At 69.7% G+C, this 11,886-nt stretch carries 12 protein-coding genes and 1 tRNA gene; 8 read left to right on the top strand and 5 right to left on the bottom strand.

Translation table 11 applies throughout. The annotated features are described in order from the left end of the window. Nucleotides 1–144 precede the first annotated feature (144 nt). On the top strand, nucleotides 145–1,596 hold the full coding sequence (gene xylB / locus BLR46_RS04920) for a xylulokinase (protein WP_093249408.1): 1,452 nt from the start codon (nucleotides 145–147) through the stop codon (nucleotides 1,594–1,596). Here the strand turns inward: xylB and BLR46_RS04915 are convergent. Next, complete coding sequence (locus BLR46_RS04915; RefSeq protein WP_176761664.1) at nucleotides 1,593–2,594, bottom strand: sugar-binding transcriptional regulator; 1,002 nt, start codon at nucleotides 2,592–2,594, stop codon at nucleotides 1,593–1,595. The two genes, xylB and BLR46_RS04915, sit on opposite strands and share 4 nt — an antisense overlap. Before the next feature lie 291 nt (nucleotides 2,595–2,885). After that, nucleotides 2,886–4,517: a chaperonin GroEL gene (groL, locus tag BLR46_RS04910; RefSeq protein ID WP_093249403.1), complete on the bottom strand. Its 1,632-nt coding sequence runs from the start codon at nucleotides 4,515–4,517 to the stop codon at nucleotides 2,886–2,888. 221 nt (nucleotides 4,518–4,738) lie between these two features. Between groL and BLR46_RS04905 the strand changes: the two genes are divergently transcribed. After that, complete coding sequence (locus tag BLR46_RS04905; RefSeq protein WP_218118321.1) at nucleotides 4,739–5,149, top strand: hypothetical protein; 411 nt, start codon at nucleotides 4,739–4,741, stop codon at nucleotides 5,147–5,149. A gap of 1 nt (nucleotide 5,150) precedes the next feature. Here BLR46_RS04905 and BLR46_RS04900 read toward each other — a convergent pair whose 3' ends face one another. Beyond that, the gene (locus BLR46_RS04900) at nucleotides 5,151–5,420 is read right to left on the bottom strand and encodes a DUF3263 domain-containing protein (protein ID WP_093249401.1); all 270 of its coding nucleotides are present in this window, start codon (nucleotides 5,418–5,420) and stop codon (nucleotides 5,151–5,153) included. A gap of 108 nt (nucleotides 5,421–5,528) precedes the next feature. On the opposite strand from BLR46_RS04900, the gene manA reads away from it, so the two are divergent. Then, nucleotides 5,529–6,710, top strand: a complete 1,182-nt coding sequence (gene manA / locus BLR46_RS04895) for a mannose-6-phosphate isomerase, class I (protein ID WP_093249399.1) — start codon at nucleotides 5,529–5,531, stop codon at nucleotides 6,708–6,710. Between the two features lie 8 nt (nucleotides 6,711–6,718). On the opposite strand, the gene BLR46_RS04890 is transcribed toward manA, so the two are convergent. Next, entirely contained in the window at nucleotides 6,719–7,606 is an 888-nt protein-coding gene (locus BLR46_RS04890; RefSeq protein ID WP_093249397.1) for a PfkB family carbohydrate kinase, read from the bottom strand. A gap of 82 nt (nucleotides 7,607–7,688) precedes the next feature. On the opposite strand from BLR46_RS04890, the gene BLR46_RS04885 reads away from it, so the two are divergent. From BLR46_RS04885 to BLR46_RS04865, 5 genes are all read left to right on the top strand, one after another. Further along, nucleotides 7,689–7,764, top strand: a tRNA-Thr gene (locus BLR46_RS04885). 18 nt (nucleotides 7,765–7,782) lie between these two features. Further along, nucleotides 7,783–8,391, top strand: a complete 609-nt coding sequence (locus BLR46_RS04880) for a class I SAM-dependent methyltransferase (protein ID WP_176761663.1) — start codon at nucleotides 7,783–7,785, stop codon at nucleotides 8,389–8,391. Nucleotides 8,392–8,445: 54 nt separating this feature from the next. Next, nucleotides 8,446–8,940 carry a cupin domain-containing protein gene (locus BLR46_RS04875; RefSeq protein ID WP_093249394.1) on the top strand — a complete coding sequence of 165 codons (495 nt, stop codon included), beginning with the start codon at nucleotides 8,446–8,448 and terminating at the stop codon, nucleotides 8,938–8,940. Nucleotides 8,941–8,994: 54 nt separating this feature from the next. Next, complete coding sequence (locus tag BLR46_RS04870; protein ID WP_176761662.1) at nucleotides 8,995–9,465, top strand: cupin domain-containing protein; 471 nt, start codon at nucleotides 8,995–8,997, stop codon at nucleotides 9,463–9,465. Nucleotides 9,466–9,588: 123 nt separating this feature from the next. After that, a complete protein-coding gene (locus BLR46_RS04865) occupies nucleotides 9,589–11,013 on the top strand; it encodes an HNH endonuclease signature motif containing protein (protein ID WP_093249390.1) in 1,425 nt (474 codons plus the stop codon). Here the strand turns inward: BLR46_RS04865 and BLR46_RS04860 are convergent. Then, nucleotides 10,973–11,746, bottom strand: a complete 774-nt coding sequence (locus BLR46_RS04860; protein WP_245701490.1) for a DedA family protein — start codon at nucleotides 11,744–11,746, stop codon at nucleotides 10,973–10,975. The two genes, BLR46_RS04865 and BLR46_RS04860, sit on opposite strands and share 41 nt — an antisense overlap. Nucleotides 11,747–11,886 lie beyond the last annotated feature (140 nt).

Genomic DNA, 11,886 nt, shown 5'->3' with positions numbered 1-11,886 from the left:
TTCGTCGTGCCAATGCCTGAAAGATAGCCCGAACGCTCGAATGTTACAAAATCGATACTCGCGCGCTCATTTGAGCGGCTGTTCGCGTGTCCATGACGACGGGGCGCATTCCACGCGGAGAGCCGTGCGGTTACGCTTTCGCGCATGAGCGAACTCGGCACGTCGAACTCGCGGCCACTGGTGGCCGGCATCGACTCCTCCACGCAGTCCTGCAAGGTCCTTGTCTGCGACGCCGACGACGGGACAGTCCTGCGACAGGGCCAAGCCCCGCACCCGGACGGCACCTCCTGCGATCCGGGGGCGTGGTGGGACGCCCTGCAGCAGGCGATCGACCTGGCTGGCGGGCTCGACGACGTCGACGCGCTCGCCGTCAGCGGGCAGCAGCACGGAATGGTGTGCCTCGACGCGGAGGGTCGCGTCATCCGCGACGCCATCCTCTGGAACGACACCCGGTCGGCGCGGGCCGCCCGCGACCTCACGGACGAACTGGGCGCCAAGACGTGGGCCGACGCCACCGGGTCCGTGCCCGTCGCGTCGTACACGGTCACGAAGCTGCGCTGGTTGGCCGACAACGAGCCCGAGAACGTGGCCCGCATCGCCGCGATCTGCCTGCCGCACGACTGGCTCACGTGGCGCATCTCGGGTGCGACGTCGCTCGAGTCGCTCGCGACGGACCGCTCCGAGGCCTCCGGCACCGGCTACTACGACGCCCGCGCCGGCGAGTACCGCTACGACCTCCTCGCCCACGCGCTGAGGATCGACGAGGAGGCCGCCCGCCGCATCGTGCTGCCGCGCGTCCTCGGCCCCAACGAGTCGGCCGGACAGGCCACCGCGCTCGGGCTGCCCGAGGCGGTCGTCGGCCCGGGCTGCGGCGACAACGCCGGCGCGGCGCTGGGCCTCGGCGTCGGCCCGGGCGACACCTGGCTGTCGCTCGGCACGTCCGGGGTGGTCGGCGCGGTCTCCGACGGCTCCTGGCACGACGAGACGGGCACCGTCTCCGGGTTCGCCGACGCCACCGGGCGGTTCCTGCCGCTGCAGGTGACCCTCAACGGGGCGCCGATCCTCGACCGCGTCCGCAAGCTGCTGGGCGTGGACTACGACGGCTTCGACGAGCTGGCCCTGTCCGCGCCGTCGGGCGCCGAGGGCGTCGTCCTGCTGCCGTTCTTCGGCGGGGAGCGCACCCCGAACCTGCCCGAGGCGACGGCGTCGCTCACCGGCATGACGAGCGCGAACACCACCCCCGCCAACCTCGCCCGCGCGGCGGTCGAGGGCATGCTGTGCCTGCTGGGTGCCTGCATCGACCGGGCCGCGTCGCACGGCCAGGAGATCCATCGCATCCTGATCGTCGGCGGCGGCTCCCGCTCCCGCGCGGTCCGGGAGATCGCGCCCGCGGTGCTGGGCCGTCCCGTCGACGTGCCGCCCGCCGGCGAGTACGTCGCCCTGGGCGCCGCCCGCCAGGCGGCGTGGACCCTCTCCGGCGACGACGTCCCCCCGGCCTGGGTGGTGGGCGACATGGTCCGCTTCGACGCGCCCCACGACCCCACGGTGATGGAGCGCTACGAGGAGCGGTTCGCGGCCGCCTTCGGCGAACGCTAGGCGGCGGGTCCCTCGTCGTCGAGCATGGCGAGGAGCGTCTCGGCGAGCTCGTGGTCTGTGACGACCTCGTTGATCAGTCCCGCCCGCACCGCGGCGCCGATCGCCCCGGCCTTGCGGGAGCCGGCCGCCACGCCGATCTTCCGCGGCACCCGCTCCAGGATGTCGGCGGGGATCGTGATGCAGCGTTCCTGGAACTCGGGGTCCACCAGACGCCCGTCGCGGGTGAGCAGGAGGCCCGCGACGTCCGCGTAGACGCCCTTGGCGAGCGCGTTGGCTAGATCCTTCTTGGGCAGCACCTCGCGGACCTGGTTGTCCTCCGGCTCCCACGAGCCCACCGACAGCAGCGCCGTCGTGATGGAACTGAACTGCTGCATGGCCCGGCTGATGTCCGGGTGGCGGCGGAGTCCTTCGGCCGTCTCCTTGTCGGCGATGTAGAGCGGGGCGAAGATCGGGTAGATCTGGCCCTGCGTCAACGCTGCGACGCGGCTCATGATCGCGATCGGCGACGAGAGGTTGTCTGCCACGAAGCCGCTCAACTGCACCAGCGACACCTGCGGCAGCGACGTCAGCTGCTGGGCGGTCGCGGTCAGGGTGCGGCCCCAGGCGACGCCGAGCGTGTCGTCGTCGTGGAGCGTGGAGCTCAGGTGCTCCGCGGCCGCCGTGCCCACCTGGTAGCGCCGCGAGTCCTCTGAGCCGTGCGACCGGACGACGACGCAGGCCCGCAGCCCCAGCGTCTTCTGCAGGCGGCGCGCGAGCCGGATGTCGGGCAGGCCCACGTCATTGACCTGGATGGTGACGACGCCCTCGTCGCGGGCGCGTTTGAGCAGGCGCGTGACCTTGAAGCGGGAGATCCCGAACTCCTCGGCGATCTCGACGCGGGACCGGTCCTCGAGGTAGTGGGCGCGCGCGACGGCGGCCATCAGCGCCCTCTCGTCACCGCCCGCCTCGTCGGCGGCGGCGAGGTCGCGGACGACGCCCTTCGTGTCGCTCGCGCTCATCGAAAGTCGCTCCTCCATCGGGTCCGAATCGCTCACAGGATAGCCCGAGGGCGTCGGGGCCCGCGCCGCCGCAGTGCCTGAAGCGTTTGCGACGAGGCAACTTGCCGCCTTCGGGGCTCGCCTGCCTCCCTCGGGGCCGCCTGCCTGCGTTCGGAAACCTGCCGGATCCGGCAGGCCAGCCCAACTCGGGCGGGCGCATTCGAGGGAGGCAGGCAAACCGGCGCCGGACACGCAGACGGGGCGGCCCGACCGAAGTCGGACCGCCCCATCAGGCTGGTTGAGCCAAGCGGGTCAGAAGCCGCCCATGCCGCCCATTCCGTCCATGTCGCCACCGGCAGCGGCCGCGGGGGCCTTCTCCGGCTTGTCGGCGATGACGGCCTCGGTGGTCAGGAACAGGCCCGCGATCGAGGCAGCGTTCTGCAGCGCCGAGCGGGTGACCTTGGCCGGATCGATGATGCCGGCGTCGACCATGTTGACGTACTCGCCGGTGGCAGCGTTGAGGCCCTGGCCGGACTCCAGCCCGGCGACCTTCTCCGCGACGACGCCGCCCTCGAGGCCGGCGTTGTGGGCGATCTGGCGCAGCGGGGCCTTCGCGGCGGCGAAGACGATCTGCGCGCCGGTCGCCTCGTCGCCGGTGAGTTCCTCGACGTGAGCGGCAGCGGCCGCCTGCAGCAGCGCGACGCCACCACCGGGGACGATGCCCTCCTCGACGGCAGCCTTCGCGTTGCGGACGGCGTCCTCGATGCGGTGCTTGCGCTCCTTGAGCTCCACCTCGGTGGCCGCGCCGACCTTGATGACGGCGACGCCGCCGGCCAGCTTGGCGAGGCGCTCCTGCAGCTTCTCGCGGTCGTAGTCCGAGTCGGAGTTCTCGATCTCGCGACGGATCTGCGTGACGCGGCCCTCGATCTGGGCCTGGTCGCCGGCGCCGTCGACGATGGTGCACTCGTCCTTGGTGACGCGGACGGAGCGAGCCTTGCCCAGCAGGTCCAGGGTCACGGTGTCGAGCGACAGGCCGACCTCCTCGGAGATGACCTGGCCGCCGGTGAGGATGGCGATGTCGGTCAGCATGGCCTTGCGGCGGTCACCGAAGCCCGGGGCCTTGACGGCGATGGACTTGAAGGTGCCACGGATCTTGTTGACGATCAGGCCGGCGAGGGCCTCGCCCTCCACGTCCTCGGCGATGATCAGCAGCGGCTTGCCAGACTGCATGACCTTCTCGAGGACCGGCAGGAGGTCCTTCAGCGACGAGATCTTGGAGTTGACCAGCAGGACGTACGGGTCGTCGAGGACGGCCTCCATGCGCTCCGCGTCGGTGACGAAGTAGGGAGAGATGTAGCCCTTGTCGAAGCGCATGCCCTCGGTGAGCTCGAGCTCGAGCCCGAAGGTGTTGGACTCTTCGACGGTGATGACGCCTTCCTTGCCGACCTTGTCCATCGCCTCGGCGATGATCTCGCCGACGGTGGTGTCAGCGGCGGAGATCGACGCGGTGGCAGCGATCTGCTCCTTGGTCTCGACGTCGATCGCGGCCTCTTCGAGCTTCGCGATGATCGCCTTGACGGCCGCCTCGATGCCCTTGCGGAGGGCGAGGGGGTTGGCGCCGGCGTTCACGTTGCGGAGACCCTCACGGACCATCGCCTGCGCCAGCACGGTGGCGGTGGTGGTGCCGTCGCCCGCGACGTCGTCGGTCTTCTTCGCAACTTCCTTGACGAGCTCGGCACCGATCTTCTCGAACGGGTCTTCGAGCTCGATCTCCTTGGCGATGGAGACGCCGTCGTTGGTGATGGTGGGGGCGCCCCACTTCTTCTCCAGGACGACGTTGCGGCCCTTGGGGCCAAGCGTCACACGGACAGCGTCGGCAAGGGTGTTCATGCCGCGCTCGAGGCCGCGGCGGGCCTCGTCGTCGAATTCAATCAGCTTAGACATATCGGTCGGGAGTCCTCCCAAGTGCGGGGCTCAGCCCCTCGGATGTTCAGGTGTCGGTTCGGTGCCAGGTGCCCGCGACGGACGGCAGATGCCTCACCTAGACCCAGGTAGCACTCAGGCTCGCCGAGTGCTAAATCCATTCTTAGCACTCGCACCCAAAGAGTGCAAAGATTCCGACGACGTCGCCGCGCCCAGGCCCGGCTGACGCGTACGCTCGTGCCGTGCCGATCTCCCGAGGGCTGCGTGACGCGGCCAACCTGCTCAACGGCTCCACCATGCTCGGCGTCCTGGCCGGGCTGCTGACGCGGGCGCGATTCCGCTTTCGCGGCGGCCTGCTCGTCGCCGATCGTGCGCGGGTCCCGAAGGCCGTGACGGCGTCGGCGATCACGGTCGGCAGTGTGGTGCTGGTCCCCCGGCAGAGCCTGGAGGACGCCGTCGCGCGGATCCCTGCACTCATGGAGCACGAGGACCAGCATGCTTGGCAGTACGCGTACTGCCTGGGGCTGCCGTTCCTGCCGCTCTACCTGGCGGCGACGGCGTGGAGCCTCGCCCGGACGCGCGACCGGGCGCACGCGAACTTCTTCGAGGTGCAGGCGGGGCTGGAGACCGGCGGCTACCGCCGGCCGTACTGATTCAGTGGAGGCGGCGGGCCGAGCGGGCGGCCTGGCGCTGGCTCCGGAGCCGGCGGAGTCGCTTGACGAGCAGCGGCTTGTAGGCGAGGGCTTCGGGCTGGTCGAGCAGCGCGTTCAACTGCTGGTAGTAACGGGCCGAGGAGCAGCCGAAGGCCTCCATGATGGCCTGGTCCTTGGGCGACGACGACGTGAACCAGCTGTCCTCGAAATCGAGGATCGCGGCATCGCGCTCGGCGATACCAGCGGCGGTGAACGACATGGCTTCGGACATGCAAGGAGTCTAACCGAGGAATCACAACAGTGTCATTCATCTCCCCACACCGGGGACTTCGCCAGCGGCTAGCATTGCATGGATCAAAGATTCAGGAGGACCGTGTCGATGCGAGGCTTGACGGGCACCGTGCAGCATTTTGCGTGGGGTGACCGCACCGAGATCCCGCGGATCCTGGGCATCGAGCCCGACGGGCAGCCGTGGGCCGAGTACTGGCTCGGGGCCCACGAGGCCGGACCGTCGCACTTCGACGACGACCCGCGCGAGACGCTGGCCTCGTACCTCGCCAAGCACCCCGAGGAGATCGGCATCCGCAGCGTGAAGCGCTTCGGCCCGAAGCTCCCCTACATGATGAAGATCCTCTCCGCGGCCGGCCCCCTCAGCCTGCAGGTGCACCCGACGAGGGACCAGGCCGTCGAGGGCTTCGCCAAGGAGTCACTCCGGGACATCCCACTGCACCACCCGGCCCGCTCGTACAAGGACGACTGGCCGAAGCCGGAGGCGATCGTCGCGCTCACGCCGTTCGAGGGGCTGCTGGGCTTCCGCGAGCCCGCCGAGACCGTGGCGCTGTTCGAGCAGCTCGGTGTCGCGTCGGAACTCACGTCGGTGATCGGACCGCTGCGCGACCGCAAGGAGTCGCTGGCGCTGCAGGAGGTCTTCCTCGACGTCCTGACCATCAACCGTCGCCGCCACCTGGTGGACCTGGTGCTGGCGCGCGCCGTCGAGTTCCTCGACGCCGGTGGGGCGCTGGGCGAGTTCGCCCGCACCGCGGTGGAGATCGACGAGCACTTCCCCGGCGACCCCGGGATCCTCGCGGCGCTGCTGCTCAACCGGTTCCACCTCGAGCCGGGCGAGGCCGTGGCCCTCGAGGCCGGCGTCATGCACGCCTACCTTCGCGGCACCGGTGTGGAGGTGATGGCCTCGTCGGACAACATCGTCCGCGGCGGGCTCACCAAGAAGCACATCGACGTCGACGGGCTGCTCGGCTTGGTGAACTTCGCGCAGCGGCAGCCCACCATCCTCCGGCCCGAAGGCGCCGACGGGCTCTACCGTTACCCGACGCACTTCCCGGAGTTCGAGCTCTGGATGATCACCCCCACCAACCACCACGAGATGACGCTGCCGCGCGACGACGCCGCCCGGATCGCGTTGGTGACCGACGGCGAGTTCACCCTCCGCGGCGACGCAGAGCACACCCTGACGAGGGGCGGGGCCGTGTTCATCCCCGCCGGCGAGACGGTGCACTGCACCGGAGCCGGCCAGATGTTCGTCTGCACGTCCGGCTCCTGACCCTCGGCCTAGCCCAGCCAGGCCCGCGTCCCGAACGACCGGATCGACTCCCCCGCCACGCCGGCGCCGAAGGCGAGCGCGGCCATGAAACCCGCCTCGTCGTGGAGTCCGTGCGCGGCGACGTGGTGGGCGAAGCCGCCGTGGAAGAAGTCGCCCGCCCCGAGCGTGTCGACGACGCCGGCCACCGGCTCGACCGCCAGTTCCCCGTCGCCGGTGCTCGTCCGGTACAGGATCGACGAGGCCCCTCGCGTCACGGCGGCGTACGGCACGCCGGCCTCCGACAGGTAGTCGAGCACGTCGCCTCCCGCGGCGGGCCGGAAGGCCGAGGACACCACCGCGGCATCGACGTGGCGCAGCAACTCCGCCGTCGTGGGCTTCCAGCTGCCGCCGTCGAGGACCACCGGCACGCCCGCCTCTCGGGCGCGGGCGGCCAGCGGGATAGCGAGGTCGGCCTCGTGGCCGTCACACAGCAGCACTGAGTAGGCAGCGGCGTCGATCGCGTCGAGGAACGCGGTCGGTTCCAGGGCGACGCCCGCACCCGCGTGACTGCGGTCGCCCGTCGACACCACCGCACGCTCCCCGGTCCCCCGAGTCACCAGGATGGAGGCGACGGTGACCCGTCGCCCCTGGGCGGTGGGCGCCCGGAGCACGTCCACGCCGCCTGCCGCGAGATCGCCGCGCATCAGGTCCCAGGCCGGGCCGTCGGGCACGCGGGTGACGAGCGTCGCGCGGCCTCCGGATCGGGCGAACGCCACTGCGGCGTTGGTGGCGGGCCCGCCCGCGGCGAGCATGTCGTCGAGAGCGCGGATCTTCTCGTCGGGGCGCGGCAGGGCATCGACGAGCTGCACGACGTCGAGCGTCGCCAGGCCGACGAACAGGCCTGCGGGTTCGGGCATGGGACCTCCTGGGTTCCCCCCACCCTAATGAGGTCGGCGGATTAGGTCTTGCGCGCACGGAATCGGCACAATGGAGCCCACTGCCTCCTTAGCTCAGCGGCCAGAGCACCTGTCTTGTAAACAGGCGGTCGAGGGTTCGACTCCCTCAGGGGGCTCCAATCCCTAAGGAGCAACACGTGGTAGAACCGAGCCGTTGGGCACAGATCATCGCGGCGAACCCGGAGCACTCGCACCGCTACATCCAGCGGTTCCGGATGATGGCGGAGAACGGCGCCGACCTGCTCGGCGAGGCACGCACCGTCGACGCCATGGCGCCCCGTAACGCCCGCATCCTCGACGCGGGCTGCGGCCCCGGCAGGCTCGACGGTCACCTCCACTCCCTCGGCCACAGCGTCGTCGGCATCGACGTGGACCCCGCGCTGATCGCCGCCGCAGAAGAGGACCACCCGGGACCGACCTACGTCGTCGGCGACCTCGCCGAGATGGACCTGCCTGCAATGGGCATCGAGGAGCCGTTCGACGTGATCGTCTCGGCCGGCAACGTGATCGGCTTCCTCGCCCCGAGCACGCGGGTGGAGGTGCTGCGTCGCTTCGGCGCCCACCTCGCCGAGGACGGGCGCGTCATCGTCGGCTTCGGCGCCGGCCGCGGCTACGAGTTCTCCGACTTCTTCACCGACGTGGACGCCGCCGGCCTGAAGCTCGACGTGGCGCTGGAGAGCTGGGACCTGCGGCCCTTCACCCACGACTCGACGTTCCTCGTCGCCATCTGTTCGCTGCGCTCGTGAGGGGAATCCGGCGCTTTTGATGCCAGATCGCCCACCGCACCGTAAGCTCCCCCCATGTTGGGCACGAATCCCTTCGTGGAGCCGGGTGCGGGGGCGTCGGTAGACCTGGGCGGACTGGGTGTGCAGTTCAAGGTGCGCGGTGAGGCGACCGGCGGTCTGTTCGCGCTGGTGGAGCACCCAGTGGAGCCGCGTGTCATCGTCGAGCCTCACAGTCACCAGCACGAGGACGAACTGTCCTACGTCCTGGAGGGCACGGTGTGGGTCCGCGTGGGCGACGAGGAGTTCGAAGCCAAAGCCGGGGCGTACGTGTGGAAACCCCGGCAGGTGGTGCACACCTTCTGGAACGCCGGGCCCGAGCCTGCCCGGATATTGGAGATCATCACGCCCGCAGGGTTCGAGAACTTCTTCGAAGAGCTGGCCGCACTCCTCCAAGCCGAGCCGCCTCAGGATGAGGACATCGCTTCGCTGTGCGACCGGTACGGCCTCACCTTCGATCACTCGTGGCTGCCCGATATCCAGTCGCGATTCGGGCCCATGCGGATGGTGTAGGGCCTCGGATGACGCGACGGCTGAGACCGTCGCATGTTGGCAAGGAGGTTCATGATGTCGTCGCAGTTCCTAGTGCAAGCCGAGGGTGATGAGGTCACCGCCCTTGGGTCGACCTATCGCGCGAAGACCGACGGGGCGCACGTGGCGATGGCCTATTCGGCGATGGAGGAGGAGTTCTGGGGCGACACCACGCCCCTGCACTCGCACACGGACGCTGAGGAGGCCTTCTACGTCCTGAGCGGACGGCTCGAGGTCTGGGTGGAAGGACAGGCGGCTACAGCGGCGGCCGGTGCGTTCATCGTCGTGCCCCGTGGGGCGGTTCACGGTTTGCGCCGCCTCTCGTCGGAGCCCGTTCGCATGCTCACCTTGGTTTCACCTCCGGGGTTTGAGCAGTTCTTCACCGAGGTCGCCGAGCAGGGCGAGGAGCAGCTGTTGGCCGAACCCGACCGGCTTCTCGCCCTCGCTCGGAAGTACGGCACCGAAATCATCGGCGACTACCCCGCCCCCAGCTCGGAAGATGCCTGACTCCAGCAGGCGACGCGGCGGGCCGCCCATGCTCGGGCCTCGCGCCATCCTGGTTCCATGAAATCTCCACCCGGGGGCCCTATGGCACAAAGACTGTCAGAGGTGCCTGCTTGAATAGTTCACATGAGCGATTCACTGCGGAATCTGAGGGGCGCGATCGACGCCGCGCTCGTGGATCTGCGCGCGCTCAGGATCACGAGCGACGACGACGCCGCTCAAGTGAAGGCCGTGCTCGCGCAGTTGGAGATCGAGGAGGCCAGACTCGCCGGCCTACGGCTGCAGTTGGTCGGCGAGGCGCAGTTGGCGGGGGCGGCGGCTGCGATGGACCAGGTTCGCAATTCGCCGCGCACCACCAGCGGCGAGGCCTCTGGTGCGCTGCGGCTCGGGAGAGATCTCTCGGACCGGTTCTGGGTCCTCGCCGAAGCGCTGAGCGACGGGTTGATCTCGGTGGCGCAGGCGGAGGCGATCGTCGCCGGGTTGAAGCGGCTTCCGGTCGCGCTGGGCCGGCACCAACTTGAGCTGTGCCAGCGTCAACTGCTCGGACACTGCGACGAGCTGGGTCCAGCCGAACTGCGCATGGCGGCGCTGCGGATGTGGGAGCTCTTGGACCCTGACGGGGCTGAGGACCTCGAGGCTGCGCGGTTGCAGCGCGAGGAGCGGCTCGCCAAGGCCGGCCGTGCGGTCCGGCTCACCCCCGACCATCACGGCTCGATGCGGCTGTCGGGCCAGTTGCCCACCGCCGACGCCGCGTTGCTGCAGGCTCAACTCGACGCCCTGATGCCACCCGCCTCCTCCTATATGGATGAAGGTGAGGTGCCGAGCCCGGAGGCCCGCCGGGCGGATGCGCTGCTGCGGCTCGCCAACATCGCGGCCGCCTCCGGAGAGGTCCCGGCCCAGGGCGGGGACCGTCCCCATGTGCAGATCACGATGCCGCTGTCGCTGCTCACCGACGGACTCGGCGCGGCCGGGGTGTTCGGGTTCGGCGGCGAGACCATCTCGGCGGGGGAAGCGCGTCGGATGGCGTGCGACGCCGGCCTGATCCCGCTCGTCCTCGGCTCCGACTCCCAGCCGTTGGATGTCGGGCGCGAGTACCGGCTCGTCCCCAAGGGACTACGGACGGCGCTGACCCACCGCGATCAGGGTTGCGTGTTCCCGCACTGCACCGCCCGCCCCGCGGCCTGTGAGGCGCACCACATCCGGCCGTGGTGGGCCGGCGGCGACACGTCGATGCACAATCTCGTCTTGTTGTGCCCGCACCACCACCGGCTGGTGGAGCCCGATCCCGAGCGGGCACCGGAGTGGCAGTGGGAGATCCGGATCGACGAGGCCACCGGCAGACCGCTGTTCGTTCCGCCCCGGCACGTCGACCCCGTCCGGAGGCCACGACAACACCGCCGCTTCACGCTTCAAGAGGTGACGGCCCCACCGCCTGACGAGGGACGACTCTGCCCGGATCCGGATCCGTGGCACCCGCCAGACGAAGACCCATGGCACCCCCGGGACGGTCTCACTTCTCCTGGGAGGCCTCAACCTTCTTCTTGCTGGTGAAGTAGGTGGAGAACATGATCACGACGATGAGCCCGATCGCCACGTAGCCGGCGATCCGCGCGTACCAGTTCAGCAGGTCGACTGCGGGCTCGCCCACGCTCCAGCCGAGCCAGAAGTAGAACACCAGGAACGCGGTGCTCGCGATGTAGTCGTAGACCAGGAAGCGCTTGATGCTCATCCCCTGCGCGCCGGCCAGGACGAACACCACCTGCATCAGGGGAAGCGGCATCGGGATGTAGGCGATGAAGAACCCGATCGGACCCAACTTCTCGGCCCAACGCTCTGCGCGGGCATAGTTGCGCTGCGCACGCTTGCTGCGGCCCGCCCAGATCTCGATCATGCCCCGGCCCCAGAGCTTGCCGGCCCACCAGTAGACCCAGTCGAACTTCAGGCTCATGATCGACGCGGCCACCAGGACCCACGGCCAGTGCGGCATCTGCCCGACGGCGGCCAGCGCACCGGACGCGGCCGTCGCCGTGCGACCGCCGGTGAGGATCGCGAGCCAATCGGGCGCCGCCGCGATCATCCAGGCCCGGGTGGGGATGAGGATGAGGCTGAAGACGCCGATGAACATGAACCAGCCGAGGCACCAGTAGTCGGCGCGCGTCGGTTGCTGCTTCCAGGGCATCCCCTCGTCATCCCACCACGGCTTCTCCTCGGCTGCGGGCGTCGCCGACGGCTCCTCCGCCTCTCGCTCGGCGGGGGTCTCGGCGTGCTCGTCGGGTGAGGTCACGGGCTGCATGCTACCCGCTCCGTGGGATGGCCCCTTACGGCCCGGGGCAGGGCTGGTGTACATTCTGGAACACGGAACATGAAAAGGTTTCGCTCTCCACTACGGATCGTCGGGCACGTACCTGCCCGTGGAAAGGAATA

Origin of the sequence: Tessaracoccus oleiagri (assembly GCF_900103275.1) — a bacterium.
In the GTDB taxonomy this organism is placed as follows: domain Bacteria; phylum Actinomycetota; class Actinomycetes; order Propionibacteriales; family Propionibacteriaceae; genus Arachnia; species Arachnia oleiagri.
The sequence above is the reverse complement of the archived record's forward strand: the minus strand, read 5'-3'. Positions and strand labels throughout refer to the sequence as shown.

Excerpts from the sequence above, each read along its gene's own strand:
- xylB (WP_093249408.1), top strand. The coding sequence starts at position 145 with ATGAGCGAACTCGGCACGTCGAACTCGCGGCCACTGGTGGCCGGCATC.
- BLR46_RS04915 (WP_176761664.1), bottom strand. The coding sequence starts at position 2,594 with ATGAGCGCGAGCGACACGAAGGGCGTCGTCCGCGACCTCGCCGCCGCC.
- groL (WP_093249403.1), bottom strand. The coding sequence starts at position 4,517 with ATGTCTAAGCTGATTGAATTCGACGACGAGGCCCGCCGCGGCCTCGAG.
- BLR46_RS04900 (WP_093249401.1), bottom strand. The coding sequence starts at position 5,420 with ATGTCCGAAGCCATGTCGTTCACCGCCGCTGGTATCGCCGAGCGCGAT.
- manA (WP_093249399.1), top strand. The coding sequence starts at position 5,529 with ATGCGAGGCTTGACGGGCACCGTGCAGCATTTTGCGTGGGGTGACCGC.
- BLR46_RS04890 (WP_093249397.1), bottom strand. The coding sequence starts at position 7,606 with ATGCCCGAACCCGCAGGCCTGTTCGTCGGCCTGGCGACGCTCGACGTC.
- BLR46_RS04875 (WP_093249394.1), top strand. The coding sequence starts at position 8,446 with ATGTTGGGCACGAATCCCTTCGTGGAGCCGGGTGCGGGGGCGTCGGTA.
- BLR46_RS04870 (WP_176761662.1), top strand. The coding sequence starts at position 8,995 with ATGTCGTCGCAGTTCCTAGTGCAAGCCGAGGGTGATGAGGTCACCGCC.
- BLR46_RS04865 (WP_093249390.1), top strand. The coding sequence starts at position 9,589 with ATGAGCGATTCACTGCGGAATCTGAGGGGCGCGATCGACGCCGCGCTC.